This is a genomic window from Paenibacillus tritici (assembly GCF_013204885.1).
Lineage (GTDB): Bacteria > Bacillota > Bacilli > Paenibacillales > Paenibacillaceae > Paenibacillus_AQ > Paenibacillus_AQ tritici.
Genome location: NZ_JABMKX010000005.1, coordinates 166,059 through 188,101, shown reverse-complemented (window position 1 = coordinate 188,101; position 22,043 = coordinate 166,059). Strand labels below are relative to the sequence as shown.

Here is a 22,043-nt window from a genome sequence, read left to right as displayed (position 1 = left end):
TAAAGTTCCAAACACATTGTATTCTATAATCCGCAACGGGTCAATTAACGCTTTGCCCGGGCAGCAGATTTCAGAACTACGGTCAGCTTGTGCAGGATCCAGCCAAACATGGCCACCGCCATCATATCGAAGCAGACATTGAACAGGAACAGGTGCTTGCCGATATCCGCCCGCCCGTCACCGAGGATCGGTACCAGGAACGAGAACAGCCCGATCAGCCCCAGCAGCATCATCAATTCTCCGGCAATCCGCCCGGCAATCTCTCTGCTGCGGAAGTACTGGAACAGGACTCCGGCGTAATACACCAGGTAGAACACGACCAGGAACCCGAGAGAATGAGGCAGATGCTTGTTCTTGAGCTCGCTCCATCCGCTGTACATACCCGCTACCGCGCCTGGAGGCTTGCCCTCGCTTTTCTCATAGCTTCCGAGATAATAGGGGCGGATGGACATGCTGTTCTCAGCAGCATACTGCATATTATCTATTAATCTGCCAGGATGCTTCATATAAAAGAAAAGTACGTCCTTATGCGACACACGGTCATAGAAATCCGGCGTAAGCGAAGGATCATCTTGTTTGATCACCGTATCCCCCTGGAAATAATTCGTTCCCGCCAGTACCTCCAGCCGCTCCGGCAATCCCAGATCTTGCAGATCTCCGCGCACATCCGGCGATTCATTCAGGATCCCAAAAAACACGGTCTGATACAAATTGATATGCTTAAGCTCCTTCGGCGCCGCCACATACATGATCACTGATACCAGCGCCGTGGCCACCCCAAGGCTAAGCGCAAGCTTACGCCAGCTGCCTGTCCCGTTCAGGGTCCGCAGACGCAGGAAGATCAGCGCAAAGGCAAGACCGACCGGTGCATTCTGGATTTTGGAGCAGATCAGGAACAGCACGGCAATGAAGAACAGCGTCAGCCCTTTGGGTGTTGGCCGTTCTTGCCCTGTAATTCTCAGTCCCAAGGCGAACGTAAGCAGCATGAAGACCATGGATACCGGTTCGCCATACAGTGAATTGAAATAAGCCAGATATCCGATATCGTAGAACACAAACAGCATTGCCGCACCGAGCAGCAGTCCTGTTGTATAGGAAGCTTTCGCCCCCAGCTTAACAATCATCCACGTGGCAGCCAGCAGCAGCAGCGCATATACAGCGCCGAGTATACGAATATCGAAATAACTGCCATGGACCAGCCCCGCAAGCAGTCTTGGGATCAGCACGACAAGAATCTGCGAGGACGGATAGAAGCCGCTGAACAGATTGTCATAGGAGAAGCTGGAATGACTGAAGCTGAAAAAGCGGTCGGCATAGCTCTCCGCAGCCTCATAATAGTTCAGTCCGATCGTATTCATCATCCGCAGGAAATCGCCGTTGTCGGCCACTCCGATGAAGGGCTTCATGAACAGCAGGTAGATGATCAGTACACCGCCTGCCAGGGTAATGAGATATTCTGATTTTAATAGTCTTTTCATAAGTTCTCCTAACGCTGCGGAAGCAGCTTCACATATTCATCCGAGTAGCCCATCAGCTTCAGAATATAGTCATAATCGCTCTGATACTTATTGAAATCCGCCACCGGCTCATGCGTATCCAGCGAGATGGCTTCTCCGTCCGCAAAGCTTTTGCCAGGCACGAACATGACTTCATTGTTGAAAAAGGAGCCTGTCGGCAAATAATACCGCATGCCTACCACATTCTGGTCAATATTCAGCAGATCATGCCCGAATGCCGTGAACCCTTCGTCCTTCAGCGATACTCCCAGCAGATTAGCCACAGTAGGAAGCACATCCAGCTGTCCGCCGGTCTGCTCCACAACCTGTCCCTGCTTCATGCCGGGCGCATGAATAATGAGCGGAATGTTGAACCGGCTAATCCGGTTATCATACTTAATTCCTAGCGCCCCCTCCACCTGCTCCTCCGGAACATCCTTCGGCTGCAGGCCGAAATGGTCACCGTACAGCACAAGCACCGTATCCTCCCACATGCCTTGCCGCTTCAATCCGTCAATCAGCGTACCTATCGCATAATCCGTATAATTCACCGCAGTCAGATAATCGCCCAGCATCGTATCCTGGAGCTTGTCCGGCATCCGGATTCTCCGGAAGCTGTCCGGCACCTTGAACGGATGATGGCTGGAGGCGGTCACGAGCTGCGCATAAAAAGGCGTTCCCTTCTTCTCCAGCTGGGCCAGCTTCTCCACAGCGGTAGCATACAGCTGTTCATCGGAAGCACCGAAGGAATTGAACTGGTCATTCTTAAAGTAACCCTTATCATAATAACCGTTGAAGCCAAGCGCCGGATACAGCTCGTTGCGGTTCCAGAAGCCCACCTTGTTCACATGAAAAGTGTAAGCCTCATAGCCCTTATCCCGCAACAGACGCGGCAGGCTGGGCAGCTCACGGTCTCCGAAGCCTGTTGACATCGCCAGGGTGGCAATCGGATAAACCGAGGTGTTGCTTATGAATTCCGCGTCCGAGGTATTGCCCGGGCCGACCTGCTGGAAGACATGCGGGAAATAGAAGCCCTCATCAGCCAGACCGTTCATCACCGGTGTCAGCTCTTGCCCGTCCAGCGACTGATGCAGCGGGAAATTTTGAAATGCCTCCAGTTGGATGACGATCACATTTTTACCCTTTTGCGATCCAAAATGTTCCGGCAGTCCGCCTGCAATATCCTTGTATGGATAAGTAGCCTCCAGTGCCTGCACCTTGGCTATGGTTTCAGCAATATCACCGGTCCCGATCAGGCCGCTATCCTCTTGGGCTTTGATCGCCGCGACCACCTCATAATTCAGGAATCCGGCACTTTCCGCCTGGACCAGCTCATTGGTGATACCCCGGGCAGAATCTATGGAATAAGCCGACAGCGAACCGCCGCCGATAATAGCCACTAGCAGCACCACCAGATAGACTCTCCGGGCTCTGCGTGAAGGCTGACTGCCAGGCTGCTGCTGTACAGGACCCTTCTTCCATCTGCGGAAGAGCAAATAGCTAATCATAATCATCAGATCGGCCAAAAACAGATAATCAATCATTTCAATCGTGGATTCCACGCTTTCTTTGACCTGGAATACCTGATGCAGCTCATAGAGCGCCAGATAGGTCGGCACCGAGCCGAAGTGGTTGAAGTACACACTGGCCCCGAACAGCAGTAGTGACAATAGGCCGTTGAAGCTCCAGAAGACAGCCTTTTTCATCCTCCCGGGCGTAATGACGGCCAGCACTCCCAGAATCAGCAGCACCGGCGCGATATCCGCAGCAATCCATTCCCAGGCAATCCGGTCAAAGAACAGCCCTCTCAGCAGCAACAGCTTCAGCCAGATCAGTCCCGCTACTATATAGAAATGAAACTGCACGGACGCAGGTTTCTTATCATTCATCATCATCCGATCTCCTCATGCTCTCTTTATTGAAGGTCTGTGTAAACTATATTGCATTTCTCTGTAAAAGTTCAGATTTCTCTAGTATAACAATACTTGAAATAGTTATCAAAACTGGGTCCTGCCCCAAGTGAATAAGGAGGCTTCCGCGCAGCCGCGTTATTTTGTGAATCTGCTAATTTAAAATCCTGACTATAATACAACATTCCCCTGTTTATTTCGGCTCTATTTTAGAATTGTTGCCCAAAAGTCAGCAATCCTCTCCTCCAAGAGGGTTAGCGGGGACAATTATTGCAATTTGTGCAACAAGCCTTACGAACACATGACATCTTGAGATTCAAGCTGCAAAAAGTACAATATTTCCGCTGACGTAGCGTGTATTAACAAAAAATTAATAAAAAAACAGAGGACCGGAGTCCCCTGCGTAGTATATAGCTTGACCGGATAGTCGCCCACTCCAACCGATCCTAATTCGGTGAATATTTAGATCTCCGGCCGCCAGGTTACGGATTCTCCAACAGCCTAATTTTAATAAACAGAAATGCCACCCGTTACCCCAGCGGGGTGTTCACCAGCAGTCTTTTAATGGAACGGTTGGCTTCATGAAGCACGACTTCCTTATCGACGGTCTTCAAGAGGCCCTTAAGCATGAGGAGCTCACCATCCACAATGGTCGTCTCCACATCGGCACGGGTGGCGGAGTAGACGATCCGCGAGACCGGGTCCACATCATAGGAAGGAAACGTGTGAAAATTGCAGAGATTGAGAATCGCCAGATCCGCTTTTTTGCCGACTTCGATGCTGCCGATCTGATCTTCCATGCCTACTGCCTTCGCTCCGCCGATCGTTGCCATCCGGAATACGCTCCGGGCGTCCATCGTAGTCGGGCCATGCAGCGGTTTCTGGATGACTGCCGCCAGGCGCATCTCGTTGAACATATCCAGGTTATTATTGCAGGGGGCACCATCTGCGCCAAGACTGAGGTGAATATGATCCTGCAGCATTCCCGGAGTATCAGCGATGCCGGAAGCCAGCTTGAGATTAGAACCCGGGCAGTGACTGACATGAACACCACGGTCCCGCAGAATCCGCTTCTCTTCCGCATCGAGCCATACACAATGGGCCAGAATCAGACGCTCGTTAGCCAGCCCCAGGTGATCCAGATAGACCACATTGCGCATACCGGTCATCGCCTGGACAATCTCAATCTCGCCCAGGTTCTCGGAAGCATGAGTGTGTACTTTGACCCCGTAGCGCGCCGAGAGATTACGCACCTCCTTCAGCAGCGGCTCCGTGCAGGAAATGACAAACCGCGGGGAGAACGCATACTGAATCCGCCCGTTCCCGTATCCGTTCCACTTCTCCAGCAGATCCACGCTCTCCTGAAGGGACACCGCCGTCTCCTCCTGGAGGGCCGCCGGGACGTCAGGGTTCTTCTGATCCATCATCACCTTACCCGACAAAGCGCGGATACCGCTCTTCGCAATCGCCTGAAAAGCATAATCCGTATGGTGTACCGTCTCCATATCCACGATGGTCGTTGTTCCGCTTGTAATTAATTCACCAATGCCGAGCATGGCGGAATAATACAGCGACTCTTCATCATGCGCCGCCTCCAGCGGCCAGATCCGCTTGCGCAGCCAGTCCATCAGCTCGAGGTCATCGCCTTTGCCGCGGAACAGCGTCTGGCACAGATGAATATGGGTCTGCACGAAACCGGGGATAACCGTCCGGTTCCTCGCATCCAGCACCGTCTCCTCCCCCTGCACCTCAAGGCCGCTGCCGATCTCCACAATGAGGTTATCCCGGATACGGATATCCCCGTGTATAATCTCCTCCTGCTTATTCATCGTTATGATCTCCGCTTGCTTGATCAGGATGTTCGCCATGGTCTTCTCCCCCTAGTCTGGTTGATATCCGGCTGACGGGTAACACAAAAAGGCCACAAAAATATGCCTCTGCATATTTTCGTAGCCAGAAATTTACGGTTCCCGGTAGAGACCCTTAAACCAATTATTAAGGATATACGAAAAGGACTATTCAGTTGCTTATGAATAATCCCATCATAAAGTAAAGATAACTTATCTGTCAACATAAGTTATTAAAGTTAACATAATAACTTGTTTATTATGAAAAAGGTTTAAATCGTAACTAATAGGTCTTTCACTCGCTAAATATGTAATGTTACATAACACAATCAACCTTAATTCTCGGCATTCTCCGTGAGGACCTTCTCAAATACAGGAAAAGCAGCGGTACGGCCGGGAAAATGAATCTCGCCTCTTAGGGAGTAACCCAAAGAAGGATATAGCTTAAGGACCCTGTGATTCTTCGCATAAGTGTCCAGCCGGATACTCGTGTACCCGCCGCTTCGGGCGAAATCCTCGGCAAAAGCGATGAGCTGCCGGGCGATCCCCTTCCCCTGAAACTCAGGATGAACCGCCAGCCGGTGCATGATCAGATGCGGCCCCTGTGCCTGTGTCCATTCAATGCTCTTATACTGCTCCGCCTGATTCTCATCCAGCACAAGAATGCCGGCAATAGCTTCACGGTCTAGACAGACAAATAAGGTACCCTTATCCATATCCTCACTGATGACTTCACGGTTAGGGTAGCTCTCATTCCATTGATCGCTTCCTCCGGCCTGCATAACTTGTACACATTTAGAAATCAGATTCATAATCTCCCCGATCTCCCCGCTGCGCGCTCTCCGTAACTCATTTCCAATCATATACACTCCCCGCTTTCCTGTCCGGATGGTGAACCCCGATAAAGATTCTGGTAAGAAGTCTACCATATCCGGGCGGAAATTCCGATACTCCGCTGTATGCCAAAGTGTCCCATGAGCTATAGAGGCGGCACAATAGGCGCCATCCTCTATAGCTGTTGTTCTAGGCCACCGCTGTGCCTGCGGCTCTGTCAGCCCAGCTCCAGCTTATGCCCGTCCTCGAAGCCCTTGGCGAAACCGGCGTCGAACCCCACGTTGTATGCTTCGGTGTAGCCCTGCTGAAAGGCGTCTCCCGGCGGCATTTCCGGAGGGACGCCCAGATCCGGGGGGAGCGGAACCACCTGCGGAACCAGAGGTGTCTCTACTCCCGGTATGACCTGAAGGGCACGAGTCCTGCGGAGCCGTCTGCGGAGCCTTCTTTTCTTGCGCAGCAGCAGTGAGTTTCTCCCTGTCTTGCGGAGCAGACCTCTGCGCGTTTTGCGCCCAAGGCTCTTGCGTAACCGTGCCTTCCGTGATAACAGCGGTCTGCGTTTGCGAACCTTGCTTGTGGAACGAAGCTTGCCCTGTTTCTTTCTCTTCATTCTTCTACGCCTCCTGTACTTCATCTACTCCTGGCGGTCCCCTCCCGAGCAAACCTTGCTCAGCCAGGGTGCGGCAGGTACTCCTTCTTTGGGCTCATGCAGCGAAATACCGGATATCATCCGGCACATCGAGCTCTGGTACCCACTAAGAATCCTGATGTTGTCGCTTAGCTTGCGGGCTGTCAGCTCCGATTGCCCCGTCACTTCGGCAATGCTCTCCAGGATGGCCGCGAGCGCTGCCTGGCTACGGGCGATCGAGCGGATCATCTCCAGCTTGACGGCATGCTCGGAGAGAAGCCCGCCGCTCATTTGCTGTCTTCCCCGAAGCTGAAGCCATCTCCGCCATCTCCGCCGAAGCCGCCGCCCTCATCTTCACCGCTGCCCAGCACTGCTTTCAGATTACTGTACAGCCCGTTCTCCAGCTTCGTCAGTCCCTCTACCATCTCCACGATGACCTCATGAATGGAGATGGATTCCTTCAACTGGTCTTCGTGGGAGTCGAATGCTCTAGCGTGGATATGGTGATGGGTCCACTGCTTCACTTTTTCTGCTTCCACCGCTTTGGCCTCAAGAATCATCGCGATGTTCCACTGGATGGCAGCGGTCGACTCCAGCATTTGCAGATATGCCTTTTCTCTGCTCATCCTCCGCCTCCTTGCTCAAGTTACACGACGTTACTCCTACTCTTCTTCCTGACCGTTTAGTTCCTTAATTACCCTGCCAACACCCTCAGCCATGGCCTCTTCAAGATCAGCAAGTGCATTCAAGTAAGCAATGATGTTTTTGTTGACTTGACCTGAGCTTTCCACCAGCCCACTGAATCCGCCGAAATCAGGGTCCGCATCCGGCAGATCGTGAACTATTTGCGACATACGGACGGCTACGTGGCGTTCGGCGTCGAGAATCCGTGCCATTTGTTCGTGCGTATGGGCCATGTGCTGCAGGACTTTTGTAATTTTACTCTGCACCTTCATGTCTCCTTTGCTCAAACGCCCTGCTACAGCATATGCGGCATCAGCCTTGGCGGTGCCGGAGAAGCACCGTAAGTTGTAGAGGGATATCTGCGTCAGGGCAGTTGAAGTTCACAGCTTGCCGTGCGAGATTCGCTTCGGGGATAGCGGGACAAATTTCGCTCTGGAGGATATTGACAACAGGCTGAGCCGCAGACTATGCTTGGCTGAAATAAGAGGTTTGTATCCGGAGCTATGTATGCGGATTAGAACGGGAGGTTATGGATGGCACATACAGACAACCGCCTGATGCTGCGGCCCCTGAATGCTGCCGAGCTGGCGTTAGCCTTGGAGGACTATGCGGAGCTGGAGCTTGCGCTGGGCTTGAGAGTTACCCCGGCTGTCACCCTGCTGGATGACGAAGAGATGCGTTATGCTATGCGGGTGAGGTATGCTAAGGTGCTGCAGGATGAGCAGAACTATCCATGGCTAACCCAGTGGGCCGTTATTCACCGTGAGGAGCAGCAGATTATCGGCTTCCTCATTCTCAAGGGCCTCCCGAATGAACAAGGAGAGGTTATTGTAGGCTATGTCATTGATGAGAAATATCGGGGCCAGGGCTACGCTACAGAAGCGCTGAAGCAGATCACCGCCTGGATCTTCAGCCATCCTGATACACGCTGGGTCATCGCGGATACTGAGAAGGATAACTTTGCCTCGCACCATGTCCTCCAGCATCTGGACGCCGAGCCGTACCGGGAGACAGAAGACTTATTCTGGTGGAGAATCGCCCGTCCGGACAGTAGTTGACGGCGGGAGGCAGAGTTGACGGCGAGAAGAAGAGTGGATTCAGGATACAGGTGCACTATTGCTCCTCCTTCGCGCTCCCCGGTAGCGTCCGGTGGATTCAGGTGCACTATTGCTCTTCCTTCGCGATTCCCAGCTACTTTCGGCAGAATCAGGTGCACTAGTGCTCTTCCTTCGCGCTCCCCAGCCACTTTCGGCAGATTCAGGTGCACTATTGCTCCTCCTTTGCGATTCCCAGCTACTTTCGGCAGATTCAGGTGCACTATTGCTCTTCCTTCACGCTTTCCGGCCACTTTCGGCCACATCTGTGGGATTTATCCCCTTGATTTTCCCGTTCAGCCAACTTTCACCCTCATCTGTGGGATTTATCCCTTTGATTCCTCCGTACAGCCAACTTTCAACCACATCTATAGGATTTATCCCTTTGATTCCACCATACTGCCATCTTCCAGCCTCCTCTGTGGGATTTATCCCTTTGATTTCTAGTTTCAATGTGAGAGGCGAAGCATGTCCATCCATCTTAACCAAAAAAAGCCGCCCCTCAGGGCAGCGTATCTCTCAGTTTCTCTCCGGCTTCGCGCAGAGACTGGAAGGTTCCCGCGTCACTCCACCAGCCCTTTAGCACATCATAGCTCAGCTTGCGCTCTGCGGCATAGATGTTGTTCACATCGGTGATCTCCAGCTCCCCCCTTCTCGAAGGGGATATGCGGCGGATAATATCGAACACAGCTTCATCGTACATATAGATGCCTGTAACACAGAATTTCGTCTTCGGCTGCTCCGGCTTCTCTTCGATATAAGCAATCAGGGAAGCATCTGCGCTGTCAAACACCGGAACTCCGTACCTCCGCGCATCATCGACAGGCTTCAGGAGCACCTTGGCCGTTCCCTCCGGCTGCTGCAGATAACGCTCCACATAAGGCTTCAGATTATCCATAAACAAATTATCACCCAGCAGCACAACGAACCGTTCACCTGGCAAAATAAAACCTTCCGCCAGCTCCAGCGCTTCCGCAATACCTCCTGCAGCCTCCTGGATTTTGTACGTCAGGGATACGCCAAATTCCGCGCCGCTGCCCAAAAAGTCAGTATACTGTCCTGCGGACTGCTTGCTGATAACCAGGAGAATATCGGTTATTCCCCCCTGGCGCAGCCGTTCAATACCGTAGCACACCATAGGGTATTTGCCGACCGGAAGCAAATGTTTGTTCATAAGCCGGGTCAACGGGTATAGCCTTGTTCCTGTTCCGCCCGCCAGTATGACTCCTTTCACTTACTTTCCTCCTCTTTATCTACGTCTTTAGCCTTTGGCCGGGGTGCCTCAGATGAACTGCGACGGGTCCACTTGCCATTTCTCCATAAAAAGTCTGCGGTTGCGTTCCACAAGCTCCTGCAGCGAGGCCGAATAGACCTCCTTGAAGCTGGCGCTGCCTTCATGATGAACCAGACAATCTCCGGCGATCAGCAGCCGGTATCCCTGCAGCCGTGCACGGTAGCAGTAATCATCATCCTCATAATGCCCCGGCGAAAATCGTTCATCGAGCAGGCCAATCTCGTCCATGAGTTGTCTTTTGAACAAAAAGCATAGACCTACAAGCCTTCTGGTCTCCAGCCACTTTGCCGCATCCGGAAGATTCGCCCTGACCGCCTCTGCATGAAACCCTGAAATATCCGTATAGCTGGTCTTCACCTGCTGCCGGCCGCTGGCATAATTCGTCACCGGTCCGACAATTCCAATATCGGGGGCACTGTACAAGGCATTCTTCAGATTATCCAGCCAGCCCTGCGACACAATGACGTCATTGTTCAGCAGCAGCAGCTCATCTCCCGCAGCCAGCTGCAGCCCGGCATTACAGGCCAGAGGGAAGCCGCGGTTCTCCGGAAAAGAGATGAACTTCAATCCGCTGGCGCGGCAGTAGGCTTCTGTACCGTCGTCCGAGGCATTGTCCACTACAATAATCTCATACGCAGACCCGGTGTACGCTATGATTGATTCTACACAAGTGCGGAGCAGGCCGAGCCTGTTATACGTAGGAATAATAATACTGGTCAGTGTCATAAGGCGTTCCTCCAGGCTGCGATCTGGCGGCGGTGCTCCAGCAGGCTCTCTACAGACAGCTGCCCGCGGGTCCGCTGCTGGGCAATCACCCAGACCAGGGCTTCGGCATGATCGCCGGCAATCAGCTGCTCCATGGCATTACCGGCTCCCGTGTTGCCCTGGCGCAGCCGGTTATGCTTGATCACATTAACCATCCCGGCCTTCTCCACCCGCAGCCCGCCCATAATGGAGAGTGCCAGCGCTTTGGGCGGAACCATCAGCTCACGATACCCAATCTGCTCCAGAGCCCGGCGGGACAACGCATGTGGCACAGCCGTCATCGAACTGGCTCCAAGATCACTGCGCCCGAGAACTTGATTCAGGTACAGCTTGCAGCGGGTAACCGCATCGCTTAGCCCAAAGGGAGGCAGCAGGGGGTCAAGATCATTGAGCGCCACATCCACACCCCGGCCTGCCGCCTCCACGAAGGAGAATAGCTGCCCGGCAGGAATCACCATATCGCCATCCAGAAAAAGCAGAAGGTCTCCCCGGCTAAGCTTGGCGCCAACCGAACGCCCCACATCATGTCCGGCCGATTCCGGAATGTATATGACCGTCGCCTGACGGCACAGCCGGGTACGCTGAAAGCTGCGGTCACTGCAGCCGTTCAGCACCACGATAATCTCCTGCGGCTTCAGCCGCATCACCTGCTCCAGCAGCTTCGGCAGAGTCTGCTCCTCGTTCCTTGCGGAGATAATAACCGACAACGAACCCTGACCTGCCGGAAATGGCAGAGCTGCCTGACCGGAAGCAGACTTCCGCTGCCGCTTGGACCTGGAGAGTCCCCGCGCCGCTGCAGCAGGTCTGCTGCGGCGCCGGGCTGACCGCTTAGCCGCCGGTCCCCGGACTGCACGGCGCCTTGCTGCGCGGCCTTTAGAGCTGCCGCTTCCGGCCGCAGGTCGTCCGGATGAAGTATGGCCGCTGACGGATACCTCCCGCTGTTCCATCATCTCACTATCTCCCTTCGCCGGGTGCCGTCACCGAAGCCCGCCCGGCCGCCCCTGCGTTCCAGCACCATTGCCACGGCATCGAGGTGATCCGTAAGGATGACCTGCTGCAGAGGATCATTGCCGCTCATTTTACGGCGGGCGGCGTTCATCTTGCCTACAGGCACATTATGCACCGCTGTCACAAGCAGACCGTCCAGCACCGCCTGCGCATGCGCGAGCGGCGGTCTGGACAAGAGGCCGCTGCCCAGGACGTTCAGCGTCCTGCGGTTAATGGCATGGGGGACGGCTGTCAATGAGCAGCCCTTCAGATCAGGTCTTCCGAGCAGAAGATTCAGCGCATGCTTGGATAACACTACCGGATGCGGAAATCTGCTGCGCACCGGGCCCGAATAATCATTCAGCGCTATATCTGCCCCGCTGCTGACCGCCGTCACGAAAGGACGCAGCTGCGAGGCGGGAATTACCAGATCCCCATCCGTAAACAGCAGAATCTCTCCCTTGGCTGCTGCAGCGCCTACACTTCGCCCCACATCATGCCCGAGCGGCTGCTCATACATGATTACATTCGCTCCGGAGGAGCGCGCAATGTCTGCTGTCCGATCCGCAGAACCGTTAACAATTACAATAACCTCACAGCGGGAATGAACGCCTCTGGCTCCGGCTATCACCGCGGCAATCGTCGTCGCCTCATTCATAGCCGGGATAATGACGGATACATAAGGCTCCGGATGATTCACCGCAGGCGGCGGCACAGCAGGCCGTACCGGCACGATCATCGTCCGCCGTGTTCGCGCTGCCCGCCGCCCCGGGCGGCGGGCAGATGTTCTTTTACGTTTCATGCTCATCCACCTTCCTTCAGAGGGCTGCTCCCGGGCTGAGGGTTACACCATAGTCTATGTATTCCGCCACACCCGGTAACGGCAAGTGTCTCCCTGGACTTAGATAATTGGACAAATGCCGCTATGCGCCTCCGACCGGCAATAAGCCGGCAAGTGAACGTTTGCAGGAGCAGCAGAGCCGTATTCGTCCATCAGCAAGCAAGTGGATAAATGCAGCTTAATTTCCCGATATCTAAGGAGAGTACTGAAGAAAGCGGAAAAACAGCATTTAATACTAGCGATTTTGCCGCTTTGGAGGATTTGTCATGATTTAAGTGTTGTTTGTCCACCTGTTGTTGCAGGAGCGTCTATTCGTCCATCAGCAAGTGTACAAAATCCAACTGCTGTCTTGTACTAACATCATTCGGATCTATAATTTCCAGCACATAAAAAGAGCGCAGCCACTGGCTGCGCCCCATGTACATCCTATCCTGTATCTATCAGTCAAACACGCGCTGCTCCACAGAAGGTTTGACCAGCGGAGTCCCAAGCGCGATCCAGGACAGCACTCCGTAGAAATGCTGTGTCTCGCGCAGCCGCACCACTTCAATAGTAGCTTCTCCGCCTGTTCTGTTCTTCAGCGAGGCATGAAAATACGGTTGATTGGCCATGGCAACCAGCACATAGCCGGTATGGCCGAAGCCCTCATCAAAAGAAACCGTCACCTCCACACTCTGGGCATCCCCATTGAACATGAATGCCGTCATACCGAACTGCTGCAGTACCTCCCTGTTCCCTGTACTTTGCACGGGACGGAAGGACAGATGCTCCGGATGAACCGATCCGGGAGCCAGGTGGTCTCCGTTCACCGCACCTTGAACGATATGATAGCCCTGCACACTGTCTTCTTCAAGATGCCGGGACTGGACCGCAAAGGGGGCGATTTTGGCAGCATCCACCGCTTCATTCTGCAGCTCCGAATTTCCTACGGCTCCTTCAGCCAGATGTCTGGTTCCGATGCTGTCCAGAGCCAGCTTCTCCCCGGTAATACTGCCGTCCGGCAGCAGCTTGGGGGTCAAAGTGTTATCGGCCAGATGCTCCCGGCTGATGCTGCCGCTTCGGATATGACGCCCGTCAATAGCATCCGGGGCCACATGTCCGCCATAGACGCTGCCCGGGGCCAGATGGTTAGATCCCACTGCACCTTCAGCCAGCTTGCTGCCGTCCACACTGCCTTCTCTGAGCAGTTCGGAAGTCAACACATCTCCGGCCAGATGCTCCCGGCTGATGCTGCCGCTTCGGATATGACGCCCGTCAATGGCATCCGGAGCCACATGTCCGCCATAGACGCTGCCCGGGGCCAGATGGTTAGAGCCCACTGCACCTTCAGCCAGCTTGCTGCCGTCCACACTGCCTTCTCTGAGCAGTTCGGAAGTCAACACATCTCCGGCCAGATGCTCCCGCTTGATGCTGCCTGCCCGCAGATGGCTGCTATCCACGGCTTCAGGAGCCAGATGATCTCCGTTCACTGCACCCTGAACAATGTGATAGCTCTGTACGCTGTCTTCTTCCAGATGCCGGGACTGGACCGCAAAGGGGGCGATTTTGGCAGCATCCACCGCTTCGTCCTGCAGCTCCGAATTCCCTACAGCTCCTTCAGCCAGTTGTCTGGTTCCCACCGCGCCTGGCGCCAGCCTGCTGCCGTCCACACTGCCCTCTCCGAGCAGCTCTGAGGTCAGCACATCCCCGGCCAGATGCTCCCGCTTGATGCTGCCGGTCCGCAGATGGCAGCTATCTACTGCTTCAGGAGCCAGATGGCCTCCATAGACGCTGCCGGAAGCCAGATGGACAGACCCTACAGAGCCGGCCGCCAGCTTACTTCCTTTAATACTGCCGTCCGGCAGCAGCTCGGCACTGCGGACTTCGTTCGCCAGATGCTCAAGCTTAATCGCCCCGTGTTCCACATGCCGTTCCTGAATGGCTCCGTCTGCGAGATGCCCCGCGTCTATGCTCTGCGGATGCAGATGCTGCGATTGCACAGCCCCTTCAGCCAGCTTGCTGCCTTCGATGCTGCCGTCCGGCAGCAGCTCGGCACTGCGGACCTCGTTCGCCAGATGCTCAAGCTTAATCGCACCGCGTCCCACATGCCGTTCCTCGATAGCCCGGTCTGCGAGATGCACCGCCTCTACGCTCTGCGGATGCAGATGCTGTGACTGCACTGCCCCTTCGGCCAGCTTATTGCCTTCAATACTGCCATCCGGCAGTAGTTCTGCACTAATCGTCTCGGAAGCCAGATGGCTTAACTGGATGCTGCCGGTGCGGATATGACGGCTATCCACCGCATCCGCTGCCAGATGTCCTCCATATATACTGCCCTGCGCCAGATGGAAAGAGCCCACTGCCCCCGCCCCCAGCTTGCTCCCGCCAATACTGCCGTCCGGCAACAGCTCCGCACTCCGCGTTTCCTCTGCCAGATGCGCAAGCTTGATTAACCCTGGACGCAGATGCCGTTCCTGCACGATACCGTCTACCAGATGTTCTCCATAAATACTCTCTTGCTGCAGATTCAGTGAACCCACCGCACCGGCTGCCAGCTTCCCGCTGTCTATACTGCCGTCAGGCAGCAGATCCGTGGTCAGTGTATCCTTGGCCAGATGATCAAGCTGGATGCTGCCGGTGCGGATATGACGGCTGTCTACGGCACCTTCTGCCAGGTGCCCGCTATACACACTACCCGCTGCAAGGTGGAAGGCACCTACTGCACCTGCTCCCAGCTTGCTTCCGGCGATGCTGCCATCCGGCAGAAGGTCGGCACTGCGCGTCTCCGGTGCCAGATGGGCAAGAGTGATCTCACCTGCACGGATATGGCGGCCTTCCACCGCTTCCTGCGTCAGATGAACGGACTGCACGCTGTCTTCAGCCAAATGAACCGAACCTACAGCCGCCGCTGCCAGCTTTTCTGCCCCAATACTGCCGTCCGGCAAGATCCGGGCACTGCGGGCCTCTTCCGCCAGATGCGCCAGGCCGATGCCGCCATCTACGATATGCCGCCCTTCCACGGCTGCTTCAGCCAAATGGCTTCCGTCCACGCTTCCGGGTGTGAGATGACGGGAGGCCACCGACCCTTCGGCCAGCTTGGCGCTGCCGATGCTGCCATCCTGAATCTGAATGGATGAGACAGAGCTAGGAATGATATGTCCGTTGCCGATCGACATGGGCCGGATCTGTGCACCGCCCACACTTCCAGGTGCGAGATGTCTGCCTTGTACAGACAGGTCACCGAGAGAATCCGGGCCGACAGCACCTGCTGACAGATGCTCACTCTGTACGGCAGAAGCCGCCAGCTTCGCAGCACTCACACTCCCGTCGGCCAGCTTGATTGCAGTAACGGACAGGTCGCCTAATTTATCCGTCGAGACACTCTCCGGCGATAACTTCAATGAAGTCACGGCATGGTCGGCCAAATGATGCGGCTGCACAATAGCAGCAGCGAGATGCGCCTCCCTCACTGCACCGGAAGACAGCTTATCTTCCGTAACCGCACCGGATTGCAGCGCGGACGAAGCTACGCTGTGGTCCCCCAGATGCCGGCGTTCAATCGCGCCGGATGCCAGATGTTCAGCTGCTACCGCCTCTTCCTGCAGCACCCGTCCACTGATACTGCCGTCCGCCAGATGCTTCTCCTCTACAGCGCAGACCGCGATATGCTCGCCGCTTACCGCCTCTCTTGCGATCACATTTCCGCCGACTGCGCCTGTAGCCAGCTTAGCGGATATGATACTGCCGTCGGCCAGCTTGGTTGAGGTAATGCTCTGGGGACTAAGATGCTCCCCTGTAACGGATTCATACCCCAGTTGTTCTTCGGTTACTGCCCCTTTAGCCAGGTGGCCGGTCAGCACGGAATGCTCCTGCAGCTGGACAGATCCAACGGATTCTGCAGCCAGATGGGAATGGTCTACAGCATCGCGCTGCAGATGAGCCGAAGTGATGGCCTGCAGGGCAATCTGCGGACTGCGCACAGCAGATTTCGCAATATGGCGTGTTGTTACCGCTTCATCCGCCAGTTTATGGGCCAGAATGCTCTGATCCGCAATTTTGGAAGAAGTGACCGCCTGCTCAATCAGCTGTGTAGTACCTACTGCCCCCTCCGCCAGCTTCACGAAGGAAATACTGCGGTCTGCCAGATGGCGGCTGCCAATCTCCCCTTCGGCAATATGCTCCGCCGTAATGCTCTCCGGGTTGATATGCTGGCTGCGGATGGCCTTCGCCGCGATCTGCCGTGACCCGGCAGCTCCATCCGAGAGGTGCCCGCTCTCAATGATTCCGGGCTGAAGCTGTTCCTTGCCGATGAGGCGTGTCGCCAATTGTTCCCGTCCAATGGCACCCGGTGCCAGATGTTTGGCGGTAATTACGCCTTCACCCACATGCCGGCTCTCGATCACAGCATCGCCCAGCTTGACACCGCTGATCTCACCGTCAGCGATTTTGTCGGCGGACACGGCTTCATCGGCCAGCTTAGAGCGGTCAATGCTGCCGTTGGCGAGGTGACGGCTGACAACGCTGCTGCTGAGGATTTTCTCCCCGGTAACGGCACCATCATCCAGCAGCTCCGCCGTGATGATACACCCGCTGAGATGCCGGCTGCTGATCGCAGCGTCGGCAATATGCTCTCCGCCAATAATCCGGTCTGCCAGCTTCTCCGGACCGATGCTGCCGTCCTTCAGCTTCTCGCCGCCGATGGAATGATCAAGCAGCTTCCCCCCGCTGACACTGCTTTCCGCCAGATGCTCACCGGTAACCGACTCCGGCGCGATCTTCGGGGAGGTAACCGCGCGATCCGCAAGATTGATATTCTGCACAGCGTAGTCCTGCAGCCAGGGAGTACCGATGATGCCATGCTTCAGCTTAGACCCGTCGATAGTCCGCGGGGCAATTTTGGGACCGGTGACTGCGGCATCGGACAGATCATCGGTATACACGGGCTTCAGGCGTTCTTTTTCCACGGGAACATATGCAGTCACTTCAGGCAGAGAATCAGTGTCTTCATACTGGTACTCCTCTTCCGCCGCCGCTTCCTGACTCCCCTCCCGTGCATGCAAAGTCTGCTGAAGCGGTTCCGTCACTTCCAGCGTCTCCACCGCGCTCACCTGCAGCTCCCATTCCTCTGCGTCCAATACTTCCACCTCAGCAGCTTCTCTGCTTTCCTTCATTCTGGGACTGCTGCTCAACATGCTAAGTTCAGTCTTGTTGGGATCATCTACATAGTAGAGCGGTCTTTTTGAACTGCGTTGCCGATTTCGTTTGGAGCCCTTCACAAGCAGTCTCCTCCTTCCATCTGTTGTTTCTTCTAGGCATCATATGCAGCTACATGGGCGGATGACACCATTCCTTCCGTTAGTAACCCATTCTTATCCTTCCAAAAAAGGGCATCTGCCGCCGCGCATCCGTCCAACCCTTAGGGGCACGTACATACATACAATGACAGGAGACAAGTGGAAACGGCTTTGCCGTCCTTTTATAAGGACGGTATTCGTTTCAGCGAGAAATATAAGGATAAGTTATCGTGTGCAACTAATAAATTCTTATATTTCGAAAAAACAGCCGGGAAGCTACTTCAAGATAACAGGAGGAACGAACATGGGGCAAAAGCTCGTTGGAATACTGCTAAATGCCGCTATGCACGGGGGCGTTCCCCGGTTAAAAACCGGACAGGAATCTCTGGCAAACTACGAAGAGGCCGCCGCCGCATACGGATTAACCCCTTGCTTTTTGAAGCTGTCCGACATAGATACACAGTCCGGCTTCAGCAGTGTATATATGAAGACAAATTCACAAGGATATCGCAGACATATCATCCCGACGCCAGAGGTCATCCATAACCGGGCCATTTACGATCAGCGCAGCAGCGGCGTCGAACGGCTGCTCCGGCAGGGCATTCATGTATACAACACCTGCAACCGTTACGGCAAGGATCAGATTCACGGACTGCTGGAGCAGAACCGGGAACTGCAGGCCGTGCTGCCGGTCACATCAGCCGGGATATCCGGCCTGAAGGAGATGATGGGCAGCTATACGGATCTGATCCTCAAGCCTTGCCGGGGAAGCGTTGGTAACGGCGTTATGCGTCTCACCCGGAGCGGAGGGGAGCGGTGGATCTGGAGCTACTCTCTTACCGGTTCCAAACGCTCCATCCGCACACCGGTTAACCCGGGTGCTCTTCCCCGGGCGCTCCGCGCACGGCTCTCTTCCGTGCCCTACCTGGTCCAGGAGCGGATTCCGCTGGCCGAGATCAACGGACGCCCGTTCGACCTGCGCGTCACCGTACAGCGGGGCTGGGGCGGAGCGTGGCAGGTCACCGGAATGTTCGCCAAGCTGGCCGCACCCGGCGGCTTTGTCTCTAACATTGCCAGAGGGGGCGAAGCCCTGAAGGCATCATCCGCACTGGAGAAGGCGTTCTCCGGGGAGGAGGCTGCCAGAATCCGCATGTCTGTGCTCTCCCTGAGTCTCTCCATCGCCCGTGAGCTGGAGCAGAGTCTCCCGGGTCTCGCAGATATCGGGCTGGATATCGGGGTGACGAAGCACGGGCACCTGTTCTTCATTGAATGCAACGGGCGCGACCAGCGTTACGGCTTCCGCAAAGCCGGACTTAGCGGAGTCTGGAAAGACAGCTACCGCCAGCCTATGGGCTATGCCAGATATCTGCATGAAGCGGCTATAAGAATTAACTCTTATTGATTTGTCTCCTATTCTATGTCAATATAATGCAGAGCGGGTGGAGTCCCTTGGCACGGGACCCTACTGCTGCATGATGGAAGGGAGATGGGCATGGTTAAACAATTGCTGCGGCTGATGACCGAGCTATCCTCGCACAGATGGCTTTCCAGGTTGATGGGGGCTTTTTCCCATAGCAGACTCAGCCGCCTTATGATTCCGGTATTTATACGTTCCTATCAAATTCCTGCCTCCGAGGCAGAGAAGACGGCCGGGGAATACCGCACACTGAATGAATTCTTCAGCCGCCGCCTGAAGCCCGGCATGAGGCCGGTTGCCGGCGGTGACCATGCCGTGGCCAGTCCGGTGGACGCCATGATTACGGCAATGGGCGACATTAACTGCGGAACGATAATGAATGTGAAGGGGCAGGATTATACGCTGGAGGATTTGCTTAATCACTCGCCACACCTCGAACTGTACAAAAAAGGCTACTATTTCGTCCTCTACCTAAGCCCTACCGATTATCACCGGATTCACTCCCCGTTAACCGGACAGCTGAGGGAGAGCGATTATATCCGCGGACGGGCTTACCCCGTGAATGAATTCGGCATGCGACATATGAAGAGTGTCCTGAGCCGCAACGAACGGCTGATTACTTATATAGCCGGCAGCTATGGCGAGACCGCCGTGGTCAAGGTAGGCGCAATGAATGTGAGCAGTATCCGCTACACCGATGAATCCGCCCGTGAATGGCAGCGGGGCGACGACCTGGCCTATTTCGAATTCGGCTCTACGGTAGTCCTGCTGATGGAGAGCGGCACCTTCACCCCGCGTCCAGGACTTACCGTGGACACCAAGGTGAAGATGGGCGAGCTGCTGGGTGAGATGCGGCGGGCTACTTAGCTTCCGGGCTGCATCCTGCCCGAAGAGCGCAGCGTAAGACGTAAGCGGCATGACTGTGCCGTTCTCTTACAGGACGGACCCTGCCAGCGAGAAATATATTTGAAAACAAACCCCGCCCAAGGAACACGACAACGTGTCCTTGGGCGGGGTTTGTTTGGACTTCAGGAGATCCTTCACAGAGAATTGGAGGATTTGCGTTTGCGTTTGCCTTGCCTTTTACCGGATAAAGGTGTTCCTTACCCGTCAGACGCCAAAAAGGGAGTATCCCTCAGCCATGAGATGGCTGGAATACTCCCTTCATTATTATTGTTTCAGGAGAAATCATGGATATCTCCAGCTCTACTGTCTTCAGTTACTCCGTAACCTTGCTCTGATTAGCCACCTCGCGGGCTTTCTCCTGGACCTCTTCCGGGACGCCGAGATAGAAGCGGCTGATCGGCTTCACATCGTCGTCGAGCTTATAGACCAGCGGGACGCCGGTTGGGATGTTGAGATCCAGCAGGGCGGTCTCATCAATGTCCTCCATGTATTTGATCAAGGCCCGCAGCGTATTGCCATGGGCGGAGATCAGGACCCGCTCCTTCTTGCGGATCAGCGGCACAATGCGGTTGGCCCAGAAATCGCCGACCCGGTGCACGGTATCCTCCAGGCTCTCCCCGCGCGGGATATCTCCCGGACGGACTTCCTTATAGCGGATATCATTTCTGGCATAACGCGGATCATCCGGCTCCAGCATCGGGGGACGGACCGAGAGGCTGCGCCGCCAGATATGGAGCTGCTCCTCACCGTATTTCAAGGCGGTTTCACTTTTGCTGAGGCCCTGCAGCGCCCCGTAATGGCGCTCATTCAGCTTCCAGGATTTCTGCACGGGAATCCACAGCAGGTCCATCTCATCCAGCACATAGTTCAGCGTCTTGATCGAACGCTTCAGCACCGAAGCGAAGGCAAGGTCGAACGTATACCCGGCATCCTTCAGCAGGGCCCCCGCTTTCCTGGCCTCTTCCACACCCTTCTCCGTCAGATCGGGATCACTCCAGCCCGTGAACAGATTCTGCCGGTTGTATTCACTCTCTCCATGCCGTATCAGGACGATTTCGTACATAAGTATTCTCCCTCTCCTGTCTTTTGTGTTCATACTTATATTCTGTCACAGACGGATGCCCGCTTCAACTTTTGATGGACCCCGGCTATTCCTGTAGCAAAAAGCCCTGCCGGTGGCAGGGCTGACGCGTCACCGGGCAGCCAGCAGCATTTAGACGCCCGGGTCAGCGGATTTCCGACGGGCTTTTGCCGGTGTGCTGCTTGAACTGGCGGCTGAAAAAGAAGATATCGCGGTAACCCAGCGCATCCGCCACCTCGGTTACATTCATGCCGGCATACAGCAGCAGATGCTGTGCCCGTTCAATTCTCGCACGGATCACATAGGACTGGACCGAGGAGCCGGTGATCTCTTTGAACTTGATCGAGAAGTAGCGCGGCGACAGCCCCGCCCGGGCGGCCAGATCCTCTACCCGGTGCGCAGCACCCGGATGCTGGCTGACATAGTTGGCGACCTCATGGATCACCTCAGCCAGCTGGTTGCTGACATGGCGTTCAACCGGCACTACCTGATCCTGCCGCAGCAGATGAATCATCAACTGCTTCAGAATCAGGCGGCCTTCCTCCTCCGCGGCATAGGTCTGCACCAGGAACAGGCGGACATAACGGGCCAGCAGATGCTCGAATTCCACCGTCTCCGTCAGCTCATGGTACGGTGCCGGAATCTCGGTTACCTCCTCGGTAACATCGAAATGAATATATGTAAGCACAAGCGGCTTTTGCGGATTGTGTGTCGCACTGGTATGGTCCCCCGGACGGAACAGGAAGCAGCTTCCCTTCCCCACCTGATAAGGCACCCCGCTGCGCACAACGGTTCCCTCTCCGCTCCAGACATAGAACAAATCATAATTTTGCAGCGGCTTCTCTCTTTTTTGCCACTTCCAGCCCGGTTCACAGACAATCTTCGCCAGGGCCGGGAGGATGACAAAAGAGGATGGCGATGCATGCAGCATATGGTTCCCTCCTAAACGTATAGCGTAAGCTTACTTTTCATAATACCTTGTCCGGTTC

Annotated in this window: 19 protein-coding genes and 1 riboswitch; of the genes, 3 read left to right on the top strand and 16 right to left on the bottom strand. The window is 55.1% G+C overall.

All coding sequences use genetic code 11. The annotated features are described in order from the left end of the window. Nucleotides 1–44: 44 nt before the first annotated feature. The 8 genes from wsfD to HQN87_RS10465 form a co-directional block, all read right to left on the bottom strand. Entirely contained in the window at nt 45–1,478 is a 1,434-nt protein-coding gene (gene wsfD, locus HQN87_RS10500; RefSeq protein WP_173131892.1) for a glycan biosynthesis hexose transferase WsfD, read from the bottom strand. 8 nt (nt 1,479–1,486) lie between these two features. Further along, the gene (locus HQN87_RS10495; protein WP_173131888.1) at nt 1,487–3,385 is read right to left on the bottom strand and encodes an LTA synthase family protein; all 1,899 of its coding nucleotides are present in this window, start codon (nt 3,383–3,385) and stop codon (nt 1,487–1,489) included. Between the two features lie 551 nt (nt 3,386–3,936). Next, nucleotides 3,937–5,274 (bottom strand): 5'-deoxyadenosine deaminase, encoded by a 1,338-nt coding sequence (locus HQN87_RS10490; protein WP_173131884.1) that lies wholly within the window; start codon nt 5,272–5,274, stop codon nt 3,937–3,939. Between the two features lie 62 nt (nt 5,275–5,336). Further along, a riboswitch (purine riboswitch) is annotated at nt 5,337–5,435 on the bottom strand. 153 nt (nt 5,436–5,588) lie between these two features. Continuing rightward, nucleotides 5,589–6,116 carry a GNAT family N-acetyltransferase gene (locus HQN87_RS10485; protein WP_216857230.1) on the bottom strand — a complete coding sequence of 176 codons (528 nt, stop codon included), beginning with the start codon at nt 6,114–6,116 and terminating at the stop codon, nt 5,589–5,591. 188 nt (nt 6,117–6,304) lie between these two features. Next, on the bottom strand, nt 6,305–6,694 hold the full coding sequence (locus HQN87_RS10480; RefSeq protein WP_173131446.1) for a FliH/SctL family protein: 390 nt from the start codon (nt 6,692–6,694) through the stop codon (nt 6,305–6,307). A gap of 24 nt (nt 6,695–6,718) precedes the next feature. Continuing rightward, entirely contained in the window at nt 6,719–7,003 is a 285-nt protein-coding gene (locus tag HQN87_RS10475; RefSeq protein ID WP_173131881.1) for a hypothetical protein, read from the bottom strand. Next, nucleotides 7,000–7,338 carry an alpha-helical endospore appendage domain-containing protein gene (locus HQN87_RS10470; RefSeq protein ID WP_173131878.1) on the bottom strand — a complete coding sequence of 113 codons (339 nt, stop codon included), beginning with the start codon at nt 7,336–7,338 and terminating at the stop codon, nt 7,000–7,002. The genes HQN87_RS10475 and HQN87_RS10470 overlap by 4 nt, the downstream gene beginning before the upstream one ends. Before the next feature lie 36 nt (nt 7,339–7,374). Next, nucleotides 7,375–7,668 carry a nucleoside-diphosphate sugar epimerase gene (locus HQN87_RS10465; protein ID WP_081751236.1) on the bottom strand — a complete coding sequence of 98 codons (294 nt, stop codon included), beginning with the start codon at nt 7,666–7,668 and terminating at the stop codon, nt 7,375–7,377. A 261-nt stretch (nt 7,669–7,929) separates the two neighbouring features. Here HQN87_RS10465 and HQN87_RS10460 point away from each other — a divergent pair, with 261 nt between their 5' ends. Continuing rightward, entirely contained in the window at nt 7,930–8,454 is a 525-nt protein-coding gene (locus tag HQN87_RS10460) for a GNAT family N-acetyltransferase (RefSeq protein WP_173131875.1), read from the top strand. Nucleotides 8,455–8,727: 273 nt separating this feature from the next. On the opposite strand, the gene HQN87_RS10455 is transcribed toward HQN87_RS10460, so the two are convergent. From HQN87_RS10455 to HQN87_RS10430, 6 genes are all read right to left on the bottom strand, one after another. Beyond that, on the bottom strand, nt 8,728–8,979 hold the full coding sequence (locus HQN87_RS10455) for a hypothetical protein (RefSeq protein WP_173131872.1): 252 nt from the start codon (nt 8,977–8,979) through the stop codon (nt 8,728–8,730). A gap of 13 nt (nt 8,980–8,992) precedes the next feature. After that, entirely contained in the window at nt 8,993–9,724 is a 732-nt protein-coding gene (locus HQN87_RS10450) for a sugar phosphate nucleotidyltransferase (protein WP_173131869.1), read from the bottom strand. Between the two features lie 48 nt (nt 9,725–9,772). Further along, a complete protein-coding gene (locus tag HQN87_RS10445) occupies nt 9,773–10,510 on the bottom strand; it encodes a glycosyltransferase family 2 protein (protein ID WP_173131865.1) in 738 nt (245 codons plus the stop codon). Next, on the bottom strand, nt 10,507–11,499 hold the full coding sequence (locus HQN87_RS10440) for a glycosyltransferase family 2 protein (RefSeq protein WP_173131862.1): 993 nt from the start codon (nt 11,497–11,499) through the stop codon (nt 10,507–10,509). Before HQN87_RS10440 ends, HQN87_RS10445 begins: the two co-directional genes overlap by 4 nt. Further along, nucleotides 11,496–12,338 carry a glycosyltransferase family 2 protein gene (locus HQN87_RS10435; protein ID WP_246553037.1) on the bottom strand — a complete coding sequence of 281 codons (843 nt, stop codon included), beginning with the start codon at nt 12,336–12,338 and terminating at the stop codon, nt 11,496–11,498. Before HQN87_RS10435 ends, HQN87_RS10440 begins: the two co-directional genes overlap by 4 nt. Before the next feature lie 479 nt (nt 12,339–12,817). Next, nucleotides 12,818–17,527, bottom strand: coding sequence for a WIAG-tail domain (locus HQN87_RS10430; protein WP_173131856.1), 4,710 nt, complete (start codon nt 17,525–17,527; stop codon nt 12,818–12,820). Nucleotides 17,528–17,954: 427 nt separating this feature from the next. Between HQN87_RS10430 and HQN87_RS10425 the strand changes: the two genes are divergently transcribed. Both HQN87_RS10425 and asd read left to right on the top strand, forming a co-directional pair. After that, the gene (locus HQN87_RS10425) at nt 17,955–19,052 is read left to right on the top strand and encodes a YheC/YheD family endospore coat-associated protein (protein WP_173131852.1); all 1,098 of its coding nucleotides are present in this window, start codon (nt 17,955–17,957) and stop codon (nt 19,050–19,052) included. 90 nt (nt 19,053–19,142) lie between these two features. Beyond that, nucleotides 19,143–19,934: an archaetidylserine decarboxylase gene (asd, locus tag HQN87_RS10420; protein ID WP_173131849.1), complete on the top strand. Its 792-nt coding sequence runs from the start codon at nt 19,143–19,145 to the stop codon at nt 19,932–19,934. A 352-nt stretch (nt 19,935–20,286) separates the two neighbouring features. Here asd and gpmA read toward each other — a convergent pair whose 3' ends face one another. Together gpmA and HQN87_RS10410 are read right to left on the bottom strand one after the other, a co-directional pair. Further along, nucleotides 20,287–21,036 carry a 2,3-diphosphoglycerate-dependent phosphoglycerate mutase gene (gene gpmA / locus HQN87_RS10415; protein ID WP_173131846.1) on the bottom strand — a complete coding sequence of 250 codons (750 nt, stop codon included), beginning with the start codon at nt 21,034–21,036 and terminating at the stop codon, nt 20,287–20,289. A gap of 163 nt (nt 21,037–21,199) precedes the next feature. Further along, nucleotides 21,200–21,985, bottom strand: a complete 786-nt coding sequence (locus HQN87_RS10410; protein ID WP_173131843.1) for a helix-turn-helix domain-containing protein — start codon at nt 21,983–21,985, stop codon at nt 21,200–21,202. Nucleotides 21,986–22,043: the final 58 nt, after the last annotated feature.